Origin of the sequence: Flavobacterium zubiriense (assembly GCF_041729725.1) — a bacterium.
Classification (GTDB): Bacteria; Bacteroidota; Bacteroidia; order Flavobacteriales; family Flavobacteriaceae; genus Flavobacterium; species Flavobacterium zubiriense.
The window spans coordinates 191341-207190 of record NZ_JBCFQL010000004.1 but is presented as its reverse complement, the minus strand read 5'-3'; the positions used below and the strand labels follow the sequence as shown (position 1 = coordinate 207190).

18 protein-coding genes and 1 tRNA gene are annotated in these 15850 nt (G+C 32.3%); 10 read left to right on the top strand and 9 right to left on the bottom strand.

Features of this window, described 5'->3' with window-relative positions:
* Positions 1–9: 9 nt before the first annotated feature.
* Complete coding sequence (locus tag AAGV28_RS05260) at positions 10–654, bottom strand: SGNH/GDSL hydrolase family protein (RefSeq protein WP_373405776.1); 645 nt, start codon at positions 652–654, stop codon at positions 10–12.
* Between the two features lie 147 nt (positions 655–801).
* On the opposite strand from AAGV28_RS05260, the gene AAGV28_RS05255 reads away from it, so the two are divergent.
* A complete protein-coding gene (locus AAGV28_RS05255; RefSeq protein ID WP_373405775.1) occupies positions 802–1857 on the top strand; it encodes a sensor histidine kinase in 1056 nt (351 codons plus the stop codon).
* Between the two features lie 77 nt (positions 1858–1934).
* On the opposite strand, the gene cysM is transcribed toward AAGV28_RS05255, so the two are convergent.
* On the bottom strand, positions 1935–2822 hold the full coding sequence (gene cysM, locus AAGV28_RS05250; RefSeq protein ID WP_373405774.1) for a cysteine synthase CysM: 888 nt from the start codon (positions 2820–2822) through the stop codon (positions 1935–1937).
* Between the two features lie 2 nt (positions 2823–2824).
* The gene (gene epsC, locus AAGV28_RS05245; RefSeq protein ID WP_373405773.1) at positions 2825–3616 is read right to left on the bottom strand and encodes a serine O-acetyltransferase EpsC; all 792 of its coding nucleotides are present in this window, start codon (positions 3614–3616) and stop codon (positions 2825–2827) included.
* Between the two features lie 442 nt (positions 3617–4058).
* Between epsC and AAGV28_RS05240 the strand changes: the two genes are divergently transcribed.
* Together AAGV28_RS05240 and AAGV28_RS05235 are read left to right on the top strand one after the other, a co-directional pair.
* Positions 4059–4244, top strand: coding sequence for a hypothetical protein (locus AAGV28_RS05240; protein WP_373405772.1), 186 nt, complete (start codon positions 4059–4061; stop codon positions 4242–4244).
* Complete coding sequence (locus tag AAGV28_RS05235) at positions 4234–4782, top strand: Smr/MutS family protein (RefSeq protein WP_373405771.1); 549 nt, start codon at positions 4234–4236, stop codon at positions 4780–4782. The genes AAGV28_RS05240 and AAGV28_RS05235 overlap by 11 nt, the downstream gene beginning before the upstream one ends.
* Before the next feature lie 223 nt (positions 4783–5005).
* On the opposite strand, the gene AAGV28_RS05230 is transcribed toward AAGV28_RS05235, so the two are convergent.
* The gene (locus AAGV28_RS05230) at positions 5006–5974 is read right to left on the bottom strand and encodes a hypothetical protein (RefSeq protein WP_373405770.1); all 969 of its coding nucleotides are present in this window, start codon (positions 5972–5974) and stop codon (positions 5006–5008) included.
* A gap of 82 nt (positions 5975–6056) precedes the next feature.
* Between AAGV28_RS05230 and AAGV28_RS05225 the strand changes: the two genes are divergently transcribed.
* Entirely contained in the window at positions 6057–7181 is a 1125-nt protein-coding gene (locus AAGV28_RS05225; RefSeq protein ID WP_373405769.1) for a cysteine desulfurase family protein, read from the top strand.
* A 64-nt stretch (positions 7182–7245) separates the two neighbouring features.
* Here the strand turns inward: AAGV28_RS05225 and AAGV28_RS05220 are convergent.
* Positions 7246–7319 (bottom strand) — tRNA-Arg (locus AAGV28_RS05220).
* 92 nt (positions 7320–7411) lie between these two features.
* On the opposite strand from AAGV28_RS05220, the gene AAGV28_RS05215 reads away from it, so the two are divergent.
* Complete coding sequence (locus tag AAGV28_RS05215; RefSeq protein ID WP_373405768.1) at positions 7412–7924, top strand: adenine phosphoribosyltransferase; 513 nt, start codon at positions 7412–7414, stop codon at positions 7922–7924.
* On the opposite strand, the gene AAGV28_RS05210 is transcribed toward AAGV28_RS05215, so the two are convergent.
* The 3 genes from AAGV28_RS05210 to AAGV28_RS05200 form a co-directional block, all read right to left on the bottom strand.
* Positions 7921–8061, bottom strand: coding sequence for an SsrA-binding protein (locus tag AAGV28_RS05210; RefSeq protein ID WP_373405767.1), 141 nt, complete (start codon positions 8059–8061; stop codon positions 7921–7923). The genes AAGV28_RS05215 and AAGV28_RS05210 overlap by 4 nt on opposite strands.
* Positions 8062–8140: 79 nt before the next feature.
* Positions 8141–10087 (bottom strand): M56 family metallopeptidase, encoded by a 1947-nt coding sequence (locus AAGV28_RS05205; protein WP_373405766.1) that lies wholly within the window; start codon positions 10085–10087, stop codon positions 8141–8143.
* Between the two features lie 5 nt (positions 10088–10092).
* Positions 10093–10449: a BlaI/MecI/CopY family transcriptional regulator gene (locus tag AAGV28_RS05200; RefSeq protein WP_161641608.1), complete on the bottom strand. Its 357-nt coding sequence runs from the start codon at positions 10447–10449 to the stop codon at positions 10093–10095.
* A 169-nt stretch (positions 10450–10618) separates the two neighbouring features.
* Here AAGV28_RS05200 and AAGV28_RS05195 point away from each other — a divergent pair, with 169 nt between their 5' ends.
* From AAGV28_RS05195 to AAGV28_RS05175, 5 genes are all read left to right on the top strand, one after another.
* Entirely contained in the window at positions 10619–11221 is a 603-nt protein-coding gene (locus tag AAGV28_RS05195; protein WP_373405765.1) for a DUF1684 domain-containing protein, read from the top strand.
* Entirely contained in the window at positions 11221–11871 is a 651-nt protein-coding gene (locus AAGV28_RS05190) for a TatD family hydrolase (protein ID WP_373405764.1), read from the top strand. The genes AAGV28_RS05195 and AAGV28_RS05190 overlap by 1 nt, the downstream gene beginning before the upstream one ends.
* Positions 11872–11901: 30 nt before the next feature.
* On the top strand, positions 11902–12621 hold the full coding sequence (locus tag AAGV28_RS05185; RefSeq protein WP_373405763.1) for a tRNA threonylcarbamoyladenosine dehydratase: 720 nt from the start codon (positions 11902–11904) through the stop codon (positions 12619–12621).
* Positions 12622–12704: 83 nt separating this feature from the next.
* Positions 12705–13379 carry an HAD family hydrolase gene (locus tag AAGV28_RS05180; RefSeq protein WP_373405762.1) on the top strand — a complete coding sequence of 225 codons (675 nt, stop codon included), beginning with the start codon at positions 12705–12707 and terminating at the stop codon, positions 13377–13379.
* Positions 13380–13430: 51 nt separating this feature from the next.
* Entirely contained in the window at positions 13431–14273 is an 843-nt protein-coding gene (locus tag AAGV28_RS05175; protein WP_373405761.1) for a DUF2911 domain-containing protein, read from the top strand.
* Positions 14274–14624: 351 nt separating this feature from the next.
* On the opposite strand, the gene AAGV28_RS05170 is transcribed toward AAGV28_RS05175, so the two are convergent.
* Positions 14625–15599, bottom strand: coding sequence for an AbiH family protein (locus tag AAGV28_RS05170; protein ID WP_373405760.1), 975 nt, complete (start codon positions 15597–15599; stop codon positions 14625–14627).
* Positions 15600–15850 lie beyond the last annotated feature (251 nt).

Here is a 15850-nt window from a genome sequence, read left to right as displayed (position 1 = left end):
TGTATGTTTTTATAAATTATTTATTGTTAGTTGAATCACTTTTTCAATTAGTGGACTCATAATTTCATAACCCGCCGTATTGGGATGTACTCGGTCTTCTGAAAGTTCTGATTTTAAGCCTTTTTGTTCGTCTACCATTTTTGAATAATAATCCACAAACGGAATTTTATTCAAGATAGCATATTTTTTTAATAAAACGTTCAATTCGATAATTCGTTCCGCTGGTTTTTCTTTTGGTTTCCAATAAAAAAAATTAGCAGGCAAAACCGAACAAAGAATAACTTTAATATGATGTACTTGCGCTAATTCGACCATCGAAAAGATGTTGTTGGTAATCATTTTGGTATCAGATACTCCGGTATTTCCTGCAATGTCATTTCCTCCAGCAAGAATGACTACTATTTTAGGTTTTAGCTCTACTACATCGGCTCTAAAACGCAGCAGCATTTGTGGAGTGGTTTGCCCGCTAATTCCTCGATTGATATAAGCTCTGTTTTCATTGAAAAATGAATGTTTGTAACTCCAAAATTCGGTTATCGAATCACCTAAAAACACTACTCTGTTTTCATCTGATTTAGGAATCGAAAGTGTTGCATTTTCTTTTTGGTACTTTAGTAGATACGGCCAGTCTTGCATTGGAATACTTTCTTTCATAAACTTTTTTTATTGTCGAAAAACCTTAGAAACAAAACTAATAAAAATAATATTGAAGTTAGTCTTTAAGTTTTTTGTTTTGGTATAATTTTTTTGTTCAAAAAAAAGCTTTTTCGTACATTTAAAATACCTCAAATATTAATTTTTATGATTTTATACGAAAAGCTAGCCAGTATTGGTTTTTTAAGAAACAATTATGTCTACAAATTTCTTTTTGTAGCTTTTATTGGGATCCACATTCCTTTAATTGGAATATTATTTTTTGTGCTTTATGCAAAAACAAATTTTTCCACTACCAGTTTATTGCTTTTCTCATTGCTTATGACTTTAATTGCTACTGCGTTAACTTTGGTTGTTTTGAAAAAATTAATTCAACCCATAGAATTAGCTTCAAAAACCTTAAATGATTATAAATTAAAGCGAAAAATTAGCAATTTACCTCTTCATTTTTCGGATGAAGCGGGTTTGTTATTATCCAATATTCAAGATTCTATTTTAGAAAGAGAAAATTTTATTACCGAAAAGCAAGATTTAATTTATTTGCTTTCGCATGATTTAAGAACTTTTGCTTCTAATCCAGGATCGTTAGCTACAATGATACTGGAGACCAATCCATCAAATGAAATAAAAGAATTAGCCGAAATGATTTATGATTCTTCAAAAGATCAATTTCAATACGTAGAAAATTTTATAAGAATGTTAAAAGAACAGGATGAAGTATTGAAAACCAGTCTTGAGATTAAAACAATTCATTTAGATAAGCTAATTGCAAAAGTTACGGATCAGTTAAGTCAAAATTTGATTGTTAAAAAAATAGAACTCATCCAGGATCTTGATGTAGTAATACTTAATTTAAGAATTGATCCAGAATTATTAACTCGTGTCATTTTTAATTTAGTTAGCAATGCAATCAAATTTTCTTTTGCAGCTACTGCCATAGAATTGAAAACTTACATTGATAACAAAAATGTTTACATTAAAGTAATCGATCAGGGTATAGGTTTTGAAAGTGATGACAATGAGAAACTATTTGCCAAATTTACTGATAAAAGTCGATTAGGAACTTTTGATGAATCCTCGACCGGAGTAGGTCTTTATTTGTGTAAGCAAATTATAGAAAGAAACGATGGCACATTGACTGCTAGTAGTGAGGGCAGAAATAAAGGTGCTGCTTTTACTATTGTTTTTCCTAAAATGGATTGATTAGCACTAATTTTTCAATAAAAAAAGGCTCGTTTATATTTAAATCGAGCCTTTTTTTTATGAATTTTCAATAATCATTAATCAAATAAATCAGAAGATAAATAACGATCTCCTCGGTCGCAAATGATGGCTACAATCACACCTGATTCGAGTTGGCTGGCAATTTTTAACGCTACAGCAACAGAACCACCACTACTCATGCCTGCAAAAACACCTTCTTCTAAGGCGAGGCGTTTAGTCATCTCACGTGCTTCTTGTTCTGTTACATCGATGGTTTGGTCAACTTTTGAAGCATTAAAAATTTTAGGTAAATACTCTTGAGGCCATTTTCGAATACCTGGAATTTGAGAACCTTCGCTAGGTTGTGCTCCGATAATTTGAATAGCAGGATTTTTTTCTTTTAAGTAGGTTGATGTTCCCATTATAGTTCCTGTTGTTCCCATAGCTGATACAAAATGGGTTACAGTACCTTCGGTATCGTTCCATATTTCTGGCCCTGTGGTGTTGTAGTGTGCTTTCCAGTTGTCATCGTTAGCAAATTGATTGAGCATGATGTAACCGCCTTCGGCTACTTTTTTATCGGCATAATCTCTAGAGCCAATGATTCCCTCTTTGGCAGAAGTCAAAATCACTGTTGCACCATAAGCACGCATGGTTTGGGTGCGTTCTTTGGTAGAGTCTTCAGGGAGGATTAATTCGATTTCAATTCCAAGTAATTGTGCAATCATGGCTAAAGCAATACCGGTGTTCCCACTAGTAGCTTCAATTAATTTGTCTCCTTTTTTGATTTCGCCGCGATCTAGTGCGCCTTTAATCATATAATAAGCAGCTCTGTCTTTGACACTACCGCCAGGGTTATTTCCTTCTAGTTTTAAAAGTAGTTTTACGTTTTTATTTTGTACTAAATTGACTGTTTCTACAAGAGGAGTATTTCCTATTAAGTCAACTAATTTTTGAGGCTTCATAATTATTTAATTTCTTTTACTTTTACTTCAGTTGTTGTGGTATTCATGACAATCGATTTTGCCGGAACCGACTTGGTTACCCAGGCATTTCCTCCCACAATACTATCTTTACCAATAATGGTTTCACCTCCCAGAATAGTGGCATTGGCATAAATACAAACATTTTTTTCTACAGTAGGATGTCGTTTGGCGTTTTTCATGTCTTTGCTCACACTCAAAGCACCAAGAGTAACTCCTTGGTATATTTTTACATTTTTTTCAATAACAGTAGTTTCTCCAATAACAATTCCAGTGGCATGATCAATAAAAAAGGGAGAATCAATTTGAGCTCCTGCGTTAATATCAGTTCCCGTTGTTTTATGTGCATATTCGCTCATTAATCTCGAAAAAAGCATTAAATCCAGATTGTAGAGTTCGTGACTGAGACGATAAATAGCAATTGCATAAAAACCAGGATAAGCTAAATATACTTCTTCAATACTATTGGAAGCCGGGTCGTTTTCTAAGATATAGGCAGCGTCTTGATTCAATTTTTCAAGTACCGTTGGTAATTTTTCGAGGAAACTATCCCACATAGAGTCACAAGCACCCTCAGGTTTTTTGCAGGCTACTTTAGAAATATCTTTAAATAATTTTTCGAGTTCATCAATGCTTTCTGTCAATGGAGCATTAGAGTCAAATAAAGTATAGAATAATTTTTCAGTGAACTTTTCAATTTTAGTTTTTATTCCGTAATTGATGGATAGATGACTTTTTAAAGAGTCGATATTTTTTATAATTAGATCCTTTGTCATGACTTTTGGATTGTTAGTAGAAAGAATACTACTTGATTCTAATGGTGTTGCTAATTTTAAACAAATATATTGAAGTATTTTGAATAAAAGTTCATGAACCAGTGCAAACGCACGAGTTTTATTTTTGCCACGAAATACACGAATTAGCACAAATAGTATTGATTCTAAAATAAATTACACAAATTTCTATCTGCCTTTGGCAGATTTGTGGAATGTTATAACATCCAAATTAGTGTTATTTAGTGTAATTGGTGGCTATATTTTTATTTCTGGAACTGGTGCGTTTGCCTTGGGTCATGAACCAATACGCTTTCGCGCTATAATGTTGATTTTTGTAAAAATGGTTTTTATCGTTTTCGAAGTCGATTTTGTCGAATTACAAATCCGTTTCTTAAAACCACAATTTTAAATTTATTACTTTTGAAGGCTGATACCATTATAAATGAAGAAAATAGTTATTCCCATAATGCTTGTTGCTATTGGTGTTGCTTTTTATGAGCAGACTACAGATGATAAAAATGTTTATGTAGGCGTAATTGCAATGGCAGTTTTTATGTTCGGAATGATGCAATTGAGCGCTAAAACACCAAGTAAAAATCAAGAAAAAGAAAAAGAAGATGCTGAATAAAGGAGATAAAGTTGCTGTACTCGATGAGGCGATTAACGGAGTGGTGTTGACGGTTAACGGTCAGGAAGTTACTATTGAAACTGAGGACGGTTTTGTAATGAATTTTGCAGTAAATGAGTTGGTTAAAACAAGCGACTCTGTTAACTTAATGGATTCTATTAGACGAATTAATATAGAGGAAATTAAAAAGGAAAAAGCAATTCCAAAACCAAGAAGTTTTGTAAAAGAACGCAAAGAAAAGGAAGTAGGCGTTCCTGAATTTGATTTACACATTGAAAAATTAGTCAAAAACAAACACGGAATGTCTAATTATGATATTTTGACTTTGCAGGCCGAAACCGCACAACGCCATATAGAATTTGCTATTAAAAACCGCATTCCTAAAATTGTTTTTATACATGGAGTGGGAGAAGGAGTACTTAAAGCCGAACTTGATTTCTTATTAGGACGTTATGATAATATCGATTTTCAGGAAGCCAATTACCAAAAATACGGTCAAGGAGCAACCGAAGTTTTTATCAAACAAAGTAAAAAATAATACCATTTAAACATGCAAAAAGCGCTCCTTTTGAACTTTCAAATGAGCGCTTTTTTATTACTTTTTGTATAGGAATAAGAATAATTTATTGTCATATAAAAACACCGCAATGCCTTATATGGTCTAAATTATTATTAATTAAGATACTAGAATAAGGTAAAAAAAAACTTATATGACTTTTGTGGTTAAAAAAAACGACATTATTTTATTCCAATTACTTATCTTAATTAGTAGTGGTGAATAATTCACCATAAATAAAACTATCTCCAAGAGTAAAATTGCTATTTCCCTTTTGTAAAGACACTTTTTTAAGAACAATAGTGTGCTTAAAACTATTTGGTCCATTGGTGGTTGTAGTAACTTCAATAATACCGTTTTCACCATTTATTCCAGTTACGCCATTCCATTCTTGAGTGACAGCAGGTGTAGTAGGTGTGGTATTTTGGCAAAAATAATCAGCGGTTAATAAGTTTGAGAACAAGCGGTATGTAAATACATTTGTGGTGGTTCCAACAAGTCCAGTTCTAGGGCTATTAAGAGGTGTAGCTTCGTTTGCAATTAAACTAGGGTCAATGTTTAAGATTAGAGCTTCGCTTGTATTGAAGTTGTAAACATCATTAGAAGAGGTACATTTTTCTAATGTCTGGTCAAAATTAAATGATAGAGGTTTAATTGTGGATTTGTAATTGCCAAAAGGGAAAGTTTCGTATACTTGTGTTCCTATAGCTTTTGCAAAAGTTACATTTTTTAACACAATGTTGTGATTGTATCCCGTAATTGTAGTTGCTTTAGTGGTTGGATTAGTAGTTATATCAGCGGTGGTTACAATTCGTATTTTACCAGCTGTAGCCGTCCATTGATCAGTAATAAAAGGAGTTGCTGGAGCAATAGTTTCGCAAATATTGTTAGAGGTTACTGTTCCGTTATAAAAACGATACACCACTCTATTAGCTGTAGTACTAATGTCTAACTCAATAGTATCATTAGCAGCAGTAAGTTCAGTTGTGAAATTAGTTTTAGGAACCTCCAGTATTAAGGCTTCTTGTTCTTTTATTTTGTAGATAATACTATTTGCACTACAATTTTGAGTTAAGGTAACGTCTTCAAAGCTAATGTCTTCTTGAGTTAAGTCTCCATCATCGCAGGCATTAAATAATGCTAATATAACCAATAGGCTTAGGGCTTTTTTCATCTTAAAAATTTTCACAAAAATAGACAAAAAATGACAAATGTTATTCAGCTTTTCATAATTGATATTTTATAACTTTGCAACAATGAAAAAAATATACCTCGATAACGCATCTACTACCGCAATCCGACCTGAAGTTATTCAAGAAATGACTAAAATAATGACGGAAGATTATGGAAATCCTTCTTCAACACATAGTTTTGGTCGAAATGCAAAAAATAGACTTGAACTTTCCAGAAAATCCATTGCCAAACTACTGAATGTAAGTGCTCAGGAAATTATTTTTACCTCTGGAGGAACCGAGGGAAACAATTGGATTTTGCGTTCAGCTGTTCAGGATTTGAAAGTCAAACGAATCATTAGCAGTAAAATAGAACATCATGCTGTTTTATTAGCTATTACCGCTTTACAAAAAGAATTTTCAATTCGGGTAGATTATGTAAATGTGTTGCCAAACGGCACCATCGATTTGACTCATTTATCAGTTTTGCTTTCTCAGGAAGTAAAAACATTAGTGAGTTTAATGCATGTTAATAACGAAATTGGGACTGTTTTAGATTTGGAACGAGTAGGCGTAATCTGCAAGCAGTATAATGCTTTATTTCATTCGGATACCGTGCAATCGATGGGGAAAATGAAACTGGATTTACAAGCAACAGCTGTTGATTTTGTCTTAGCTAGTGCTCATAAATTTCATGGACCTAAAGGAGTTGGATTTGCCTTTGTTCGAAAAAATTCGGGATTGCAACCTCTTTTTTATGGCGGCGAACAAGAAAAAGGTTTGCGTGCAGGAACTGAGGCGGTACATCAAATTGCAGGAATGGCAAAGGCTTTAGAAATTTCGTATTCGAATTTAGATTCCGAAAAAGAACATATTACAGCTGTTAAAAACTATTTGGTTGAGCAAATGGAAAAAAATTTTCCCGGTTTTAAAATCAACGGAACGAGTGATGGGTTTTATAATATAATTAATGTTTTATTGCCTTTCTCAGAGGAAAAAACAGCCATGATTTTATTTCATTTGGATATGCGAGGCATAGCAGTTTCTCGCGGAAGTGCATGCCAGAGTGGAAGTATTAGACCTTCTCATGTGTTAGCCGAAATTCTTTCGGACGACTTAGTTCGCAAACCAAGTTTACGCATTTCTTTTAGTCATTATAATACCAAAGAAGATATTGATGGATTAATTGAAGCTTTGAAAAATTTATGAAAAACTTTTGGTAATTTTTTTGACATAAAAGCATAAAAAAACCCCAATATCTATTGGGGTTTTGTGACCTTGACTGGATTCAAACCAGTAACCTCTTGAGCCGTAATCAAGTGCGCTATTCAGTTGCGCCACAAGGCCATTTGCAGTCGTTTTGTAAACGTGATTGCGGGTGCAAATATAGGGATAAATGTGTAACTTGCAAGCATAAATTTCAATAAATACTAAAAAAAATGCAGTTAGAAAATTATATCCGTGATATTCAGGGTTTTCCAAAAGAAGGAATTTTGTTTAAAGATATAACTCCGCTATTAAATGATGCTAAGGCAACTCAGGAATGTCTTAAAATCTTGGTGGAATCATTGAAAGGACAAAAAATAAATAAGGTGGTTGGTGCTGAAAGTAGAGGTTTTTTATTCGGAATGTTGTTGGCACAAGAACTAAATGCTGGTTTTGTGCCCGTTAGAAAACCAAATAAATTGCCGTATGAAACCATTTCTGCATCTTACGACTTAGAATACGGAACAGATACATTAGAAATTCATACAGATGCGATCCAAAAAGGAGACAAAGTATTAATTCACGATGATGTGTTAGCCACAGGAGGAACGGCCAAAGCAGTTTGTGAATTAATAGAAAAATTAGGGGGCGAAATTGTACAATTGAATTTCCTGATGGAACTCACTTTTCTAAACGGAAGAGAAAAAATAAAAGAATACAATATTTTTGCTGCGTTGACCTATTAGTCTAACGCTCTTGAAGTAACAAAATAACGATAGCCAATAATAGCCAATTGCCATTTTTTGGCTTTTGCCAAATCCAGGCCTTGCTTAGTAAAACTAGGCAAAATAAGTTTGTTGATTTTTGCTAAAATTTTAAACATAACTTTTGGGTTTTCTCAAAGATACAAAAAAGACTTTGCCAGTTGACAAAGTCTTTTTACAGTTATATAAGAATTAAGATTATTTATTTTCTTTCGTTTTTGTATTAACTTGGATAAAACCGTTAAGAGCTTTTTTACCATATAATTGTATCGCTTTATTTCTATCTTCTTCAGATGCGTTTTTAATGTCAGCTTCAATTACTGATTCAACTTCTTTAGGATTTAATTTTTCTAAATTTTTATAATCGCTCTGTTTTCCATCAATTACAATAACTGCTTTTTTGTAATTAATTTTTTTATCGTTGATTATTTTACTTATGGTATTTCCTGTTCCATTAGTACCGTATCCTACTATCCAATCATTCTTAACAGTGCCTTGTTTTAATGTTTGAAACCCTTGAACGGCTTTTCCTCTAATAGGTTTGAAATTATTTAAAGTTGTTTTTTCTTTAGTTGTAATTTCTATAACGCCATTTTTCCCTTTTTCACCATATTTTGTAGTGGCACTGTTTCCTTTTAATACATTTATGTTTTCAATTTGGTCTGTTGGAAATTCATCTATCTTAAAATTAGAATCGGCCTCAATACCATCCATGATGATAAGTGGTTTTACTTCATTGTTTTTTAACGTACTTTTTTTAGAAGTAGTTATATAATGAGTGTCAAATTTTTCTCCTTTGACAATCTTGGAATCTTTAACATTTCTGAACACAAAATTATTTTCTAATTCGGATTGGCTTATTTTTTCACCATCAATATAAACTACATTAGGTAATTTCTTCTCTTCTTTTTTTGTGGTGATCCTAATCGTATTTTCCAAAGTATTAACATCCATTTTGTCAATAGTGTTCTTGTCTAATTTTGAAAATTCTTCATTAGTCGATTTTACACCATCTATGTAAATGTCTTTGTCCGTAATTTTTAAGGGTTTTGTTAAATGTTTGGTAGTAACTAGAATTTTTGGATTGGCGGATTTTTTAATAACATCTACAGATTCAATATCTTTAGGATCTAATTTATCTAGTTCTTCCTGACTCGATTTTTTGCCGTTAATGTAAATCTCTTTTCCTTCTGATAATGGAATTAAATCTTCATCAACTTTAAATGATTTCAAATCAACCGCTTCTGATTTGGTTTCTTTTTCCTGTTTTGGAGTTTCTTTTTCCTGCGCCACTACTTCAATTTGGAATAAAAATACAAAAGCAACAAGTGCTGGAAGGACTAAAGCATACTTCCATGTATTTGTTTTTTTAGATTGGTTTTTGTTTAACATAATAATTCGTTTTTTGATTAATGATTGATAGAAATGATTGGTAAGCGCTACACAATTTTCCTGCGTGGTTATTTTTAATAAGGTAAATTGATAGGCTTTTTTATCGGTTATTTTTTTAGCCGCTTCGCTATCGGCAATGAATTCCAGATTTTGAGCAATAGTTTTTTTATACAACCAAATGAACGGATTGAACCAAAAAATAACACAAAACAACCTCGAAATCAACACATCAATGCTGTGTTTTTGCTGACTGTGTACTTTTTCGTGTTCTAAAATATTTTCTAATTCGACAGCAGAATATAAAGCAGAGTTGTACACGATATGATTGAAATAGGAGAAAGGAGCAATATTTTCGGCAATGTCTATTAATTTGAAATTGTCTTGCTGTTGCATCGTTTTTCCTTTTAGTAATTGAATTAGGCTTTTAAAATCAAAAACTAGTTTGAGAAACGAAATGGCAATTCCTGAAAAGTAAACACAAGCTAAGACCAAATACCAATTGATTTTTGGTTCTGGAGCTACCGAAGTTGTGACAGGAATAGTTGACCAATCAAACGAATCTGAATTAGGTTCTGTCCAAATTATTTTGGTAATAAAAAATAAAGGTAAAACGCTGGAAGTGATCAATCCCAATAGTAAAAACCATCGATTAGCGGAAAAGAAAGTTTCTTTTCGCAGTAAAAAAAAGTAGGCAAAATAAAATAAACCAATTAAGCCACTTGCTTTGATGAGGTAAATAAATCCATTTTCCATAGCGATTACTTTTTTTCAATCATGGCTAAAATTTCTCGTAGTTCTTCGGCAGATATTTTTTCTTCCTTGGCAAAAAAGGAAACCATATTTTTATAAGAACTATTAAAATAGGTGTCAATGGCGGTATTCATGAATTTTTTTCGATAGTCTTCCATTTTTACAATTGGGAAATATTGATGTGTTTTTCCAAAGGCATTATAGGAAACATATCCTTTTTCTTCCAGATTTCTAATAATGGTAGAAAGCGTGTTGTAATGCGGCTTTTCGTCTTTGATTTCGGCCATGACTTCTTTTACAAAAGCTTTTTCGAGCTTCCATAAAATTTGCATGATCTCTTCTTCTTTATTGGTTAATTTTTCCATGGTTGTTTAATTTTAAATCAATATTACAACTATATTTCTAGTTTTGAAACTATTTTTATAGTTATTTAACTAATATTTTAGTTTTTAAACGGTTTTACTGATAAATATTATCTGCTTAAGACTTTGTGCCTTTCTAAGTTTTAAACTATTTTTGCTTAAAATTTTGAAGATGAGGTCTATTCTTTTATTTGTTTTTTTAGTTCAGTGTAGTTTTGGCTTTTGTCAGGGGAAATTTGATTTGGCTGCAGCCAAAAAATACCAGCAAGAACTAAATAAAGAATATGCTGACCCGAAAACTAGTCCGCTGGAAGCTCAGGATTTAGCTGGGTTTAAAGGCTTAGATTTTTATCCTATAAGCGAAAAGTATTTTGTTAACGCTCGTTTTGTGAGAACTCCAAAAGAGAAACCATTCCAAATGAAAACTTCGACAGACAGAACGCCTATTTTTGTAAAATATGGAGAAGCTCATTTTGAAATTAATGGTAAAAAATGCAAACTAAATCTTTATCAGGATGTGGTTTCGGCTAGAAATCCAGAATACAAGGACGATTTGTTTTTACCTTTTTTTGATGAAACATCAGGAAAAGAAAGTTATATAGGTGGGAAATACATTGATTTAAAAATTCCTAAAGGAAATATTATCGTTATCGATTTTAATATTTCATACAATCCGTATTGTGCTTATAATTATCGTTATTCTTGCCCGAAAGTACCTTTGGAAAACGATATAAAAGTAGCTATTCGTGCGGGTGTAAAGAAATTTCATGATTAATGCAGTACTTTAATTTACATACCCACGTTTATACCTCTCAGGAAGATATAGTAGAATTAGTCAATCAATATCCACAAGAATTTGATGCTACTTTACCCAATTATTCCATAGGAATTCACCCGCTATTTATCAATCTGGATAGATTAGAAAGTGATTTTGAAATTTTAGAACAAAAAGCAGCATTGCCTGAATGTTTGGCTATTGGCGAATGTGGCTTAGACAAACGCAGCGAAACTGCTTTTGAAATTCAGTTGGATGTTTTGGAAAAACAACTGTTGTTAGCCGAAAAACATCAAAAACCAGTAGTAATCCATTGCGTACATGCTTTTCAGGAATTAGTGGAATTAAAGAATAAATTAAATATCACGACTCCAATTCTAATTCATGGTTTTTCAAAAAAAGAACAATTGGCAAAACAACTTTTAGATAATGGATTTTATCTTTCGTTTGGTAAAAACTTACTGAAGAATCCAGAATTGGAAACTGTTTTTACCAATACTCCTAACGATTTTTTTTTCTTAGAAACGGATATGATTGAAGAAGGAATTCACGAAGTATATGCCTTGGCAGCAAAATATAAAAAAATAACTGTGACGGAATTGCAGCAAATTATTTCGAATAATTTCAATACCGTTTTTACAAATAAATAAATTACCAAAATAAACGAATACACATTAATTATGGCTGAATGGACCGAACGAGCTGAGTTATTATTTAGAAAAGAAGGATTAGAAAAATTACAAAATGCAAACATACTTGTTGTAGGATTAGGCGGTGTAGGTTCGTTTGCAGCTGAATTTTTAGCAAGAGCAGGAGTGGGAAAAATGACTATTGTGGATGGCGATGTGGTGGATATTACCAATATTAACAGACAATTGCCTGCTTTGCATTCCACCGTAGGTCAACCTAAAATTACAATTGTAGGCGATCGATTGATGGATATTAATCCGGAATTGCAATTAACTCGTGTACAGGAATTTCTTTCTCCAGAGCGTGCTTTCGAAATTGTAGATCCTGAATTTGATTACGTTTTAGATTGTATTGACAGTATTACTCCTAAAATTAATTTGATTATGGGAGCCAAACGTCAAAGAGTCAAAATTATTTCCAGTATGGGAGCAGGAGGAAAGATGGAAGCTTCTAAGGTAAAAGTGGCTGATATTGGAAAAACCATCAATTGTTATTTTTCTAAAACCATTAGAAAACGATTAAAAAAGCTGAACATCAATAAATTAAAAGTCGTTTTTTCCTCTGAAATTCAGGATGGCAATAGTTTGAAAATGACTGATGGATCTAACTTTAAGAAATCTTTTTACGGAACCAATAGCTATATGCCAGGTTTATTTGGTTTATACATTGCCGAAACAGTGATTCGTTATATTCTTAAAAGTGAGAAGTAGGAAGTTGAGAGTAAAAAATTAGGAAGTAAAAAAAGCTTAGAATCTTAGTTTCTTAGAAACTTAGCAACTAAAAAAAAAACAAAATGATACAAACAGTAATTTTTGATATGGATGGTGTAATTGTGGATACAGAACCAGTACACCGTTATGCGTATTACAAGCAATTTGAAGAATTAAATATAGAAGTGAGTGAGGAATTGTACACTTCTTTTACAGGAAATTCGACTCGAAATATTTTTCAGAAACTAAAAGATATTTTCCAGTTGGAAAATGAAGTGGAAGATTTGATTCAAAGAAAACGCAGTATTTTTAATGATGCTTTTGATACCAAAAAAGATTTGGAATTACTGGAAGGCGTTCGAAATTTAATAGTGGATTTGCACAAAAACGGAGTACAGTTAATTTTGGCTTCTTCGGCATCGAAAGTAACGATTGATCGTGTTTTTAACCGATTTGAGTTGCACCACTATTTTACGCATAAAGTTAGTGGCGAAGATTTCCCGAAATCAAAACCGCATCCCGCTATTTTTGAACATGCTGCAAGTTTGTCTCGAGCGCCAAAAGAGCATTGTATTGTTATCGAAGATAGTACAAATGGAATTATTGCAGCAAAAGCGGCAGGGATTTTGTGTATCGGTTACAACAGCGTGCATTCTAAAAATCAGGATTTGTCTTTAGCAGATAGCGTAGTTAATCATTTTGATGAATTAAATTATGCTAGTGTTAAGGATTTGGATTCTAAATTATGCAATAATTAACAGCTGTAGTTGCATAGAAATTGTAAATTTGAATTTAAAAAATACCGAATTATGAAAAGATTATATATTGTAGTATTCCTGATTGTTTCTCATTTTGCTGTTGAAGCTCAGGTGCGGATTCCTGAAACAAGTCCAAAAGCTGTTGTAAAACAAGTAGTGGGTTTGACTGATATTGAAATTGTATATTCACGTCCTTCTGCTAAAGGTCGATCGGTTTTAGGTAATTTAGTTCCTTTTGGACAACTATGGAGGACTGGTGCTAACTATAATTCAATTATCTCTTTTAGTGATGATGTTGTGATTAGTGGAAAGACTTTGAAAAAAGGAAAATATGCCATATATACCATTCCGAACATTCAAAATTGGGAAGTATTATTTTACACAGCAACCGATAATTGGGGAATACCAAAAGACTTTGATGAATCTAAAGTTGCTTTGAAAACATTGGTAAAAGAAGAAGCTTTAACTAAGGCTGTTGAAACTTTCACAATTGGAATTAATAATTTAGACGCTAGTTCAGCGACTTTAGATATTTCTTGGGAGAACTCTTATGTGTCTTTAAAATTTGAAGTACCTACCAAAAAATTGGCAATTGCTAGCATCGAAAAAGCATTGGCTGGACCAACACCAGAAGAATATTATACAGCAGCTCAGTATTATTACCAATCTAATAGTGATATTACAAAAGGAAGAGCTTATATCGATAAAGCTGTTGAAATGTCTAAGGACGTTCCGTTTTATTACTTGAGATTAAAATCGTTAATTCAAGCAAAAGAAGGGGATAAAAAGGGAGCAATCGAAACGGCTAAATGGTCTATTTCTGCTTCAGAAGCAGCAGGCAATAAAGAATATGTTGAAATGAATAAGGCAAGTATAGACGAGTGGAGTAGATAAATAGTACTCGTTTTTATAAATAAAGAAATCCCATTTGCATGAAAAAAAGCAAATGGGATTTTTTATATTTCTAACAAGCCAAAAGTTATCCTTTGAATGTTATTGTATAGGAATTTGTCAGTTAGAGGTTTAATTTTTTTTAAGCACCACCATTACTTTGAAACGCCTAAGACAAAAAGGCTATCAATCCTTGACAGATGTTTACATCGAACTTAACCCATCACTTTGCGAACCGCCGAGTACGTGACCCGCTTGGTTTATCCTAAGCGAAGCCGAAGGGCTCGGTGGTGTGAGAGGCGCACTCCGTTCCGTTGGGGGCGGAGCTGTCTACTCGATTATCAGCTGGGCTTATCAAGATTTAATATTAAACATTTTTGTATTTACGCCAACATATATATTATCTTTAAATTGATTTTTTTCTTCTTGAGGTAAATTCGTCTTGTTTAAAAATAAATTTGTTATCGAGCGTTTTGTTCGAACTGCTTTCTGAGCAAATCTTTCTTTTACATCTTCTCCTTTACTGAAAATTATTATTTTAATGTTTTTTCTCAATTGCTCTCCAATTAATTGCCACCAATAATTGTCTGTATCGCCGATTGATGAGCCAAATATGCAAATTAAATGAGCTTCATTTATGTTTTTTTCGCATATTTTATCTACCTTATGTCTTTGAACACGATTACACTTAGTTTTTATTAAAGCTTCTAATATTTCCTCATTTTCATGGAAATCAACTTTGTCAATTTGCGATATATCATTCACACCTAAAACTGTTCGTTTGTCAGTATATCCATGAATATGATAAATATTCTTAAAAATAATTTGGTGTTGATGATGTACTCCAATTTGAAAATTGGCTTGTTTATCACCTAAAATTTTTTCTATTGTCGTTGTGTAATTTAATGTGATAATATTGATGTTCCAAGTATTATTTTTCCATTGATTTTTATATTCTTGAAGTTCTTGGATGTCTTCTGCGGTTAAAAATTTTTCTGGAGTACTAAGTTGTTTTAAAAAACTATCAACATTTACCTTTTTAAAATCAAATTTTTCTTCTTCACTAATTAAATAGTCAGCAAGATTGTCAACAATATCCTCGTAAACTTCATCAAATTCCTCTATGTTTTTTAATTTTACTGTGTGTTTACCAAATGCTAGTTCGAGATCCGACCAATTAATAATTCCTTCGGCAATTTCATTTTTTAATTCTTTAATTAACTCAGATTTTGAGTTTTGTGTATTGTATTGTTTATAAAAATCAGAGTATCGAGTTTTCATTCCTAGATTAATATCAAATCCATTTCCAATAAAATATACTATATTCATTTTATAATTTTGTATTGCAATTTTGTTGTTAATTATTCTTGTGCGGTCGCCTTGCTGCTAACTAGTTTATACTCGCATAAATTGGAATAGTTTTACCCTTAATTGGCATGTTATGCGCATGTTTAGGTTAGAACTTATGCGTATTATTTTTTCCGCTAATATATAAATAAATCTTACAAATTATTGGATGGTTTTATTATTCATCTAAAGATTTCGAGCTAGATTAACGTTTTATCAATAGCGTCTGGCTT

Coding starts and splice junctions, on each gene's coding strand:
- AAGV28_RS05260 (WP_373405776.1), bottom strand. CDS start 654: ATGAAAGAAAGTATTCCAATGCAAGACTGGCCGTATCTACTAAAGTAC.
- AAGV28_RS05255 (WP_373405775.1), top strand. CDS start 802: ATGATTTTATACGAAAAGCTAGCCAGTATTGGTTTTTTAAGAAACAAT.
- cysM (WP_373405774.1), bottom strand. CDS start 2,822: ATGAAGCCTCAAAAATTAGTTGACTTAATAGGAAATACTCCTCTTGTA.
- epsC (WP_373405773.1), bottom strand. CDS start 3,616: ATGACAAAGGATCTAATTATAAAAAATATCGACTCTTTAAAAAGTCAT.
- AAGV28_RS05240 (WP_373405772.1), top strand. CDS start 4,059: ATGAAGAAAATAGTTATTCCCATAATGCTTGTTGCTATTGGTGTTGCT.
- AAGV28_RS05235 (WP_373405771.1), top strand. CDS start 4,234: ATGCTGAATAAAGGAGATAAAGTTGCTGTACTCGATGAGGCGATTAAC.
- AAGV28_RS05230 (WP_373405770.1), bottom strand. CDS start 5,974: ATGAAAAAAGCCCTAAGCCTATTGGTTATATTAGCATTATTTAATGCC.
- AAGV28_RS05225 (WP_373405769.1), top strand. CDS start 6,057: ATGAAAAAAATATACCTCGATAACGCATCTACTACCGCAATCCGACCT.
- AAGV28_RS05215 (WP_373405768.1), top strand. CDS start 7,412: ATGCAGTTAGAAAATTATATCCGTGATATTCAGGGTTTTCCAAAAGAA.
- AAGV28_RS05210 (WP_373405767.1), bottom strand. CDS start 8,061: ATGTTTAAAATTTTAGCAAAAATCAACAAACTTATTTTGCCTAGTTTT.
- AAGV28_RS05205 (WP_373405766.1), bottom strand. CDS start 10,087: ATGGAAAATGGATTTATTTACCTCATCAAAGCAAGTGGCTTAATTGGT.
- AAGV28_RS05200 (WP_161641608.1), bottom strand. CDS start 10,449: ATGGAAAAATTAACCAATAAAGAAGAAGAGATCATGCAAATTTTATGG.
- AAGV28_RS05195 (WP_373405765.1), top strand. CDS start 10,619: ATGAGGTCTATTCTTTTATTTGTTTTTTTAGTTCAGTGTAGTTTTGGC.
- AAGV28_RS05190 (WP_373405764.1), top strand. CDS start 11,221: ATGCAGTACTTTAATTTACATACCCACGTTTATACCTCTCAGGAAGAT.
- AAGV28_RS05185 (WP_373405763.1), top strand. CDS start 11,902: ATGGCTGAATGGACCGAACGAGCTGAGTTATTATTTAGAAAAGAAGGA.
- AAGV28_RS05180 (WP_373405762.1), top strand. CDS start 12,705: ATGATACAAACAGTAATTTTTGATATGGATGGTGTAATTGTGGATACA.
- AAGV28_RS05175 (WP_373405761.1), top strand. CDS start 13,431: ATGAAAAGATTATATATTGTAGTATTCCTGATTGTTTCTCATTTTGCT.
- AAGV28_RS05170 (WP_373405760.1), bottom strand. CDS start 15,599: ATGAATATAGTATATTTTATTGGAAATGGATTTGATATTAATCTAGGA.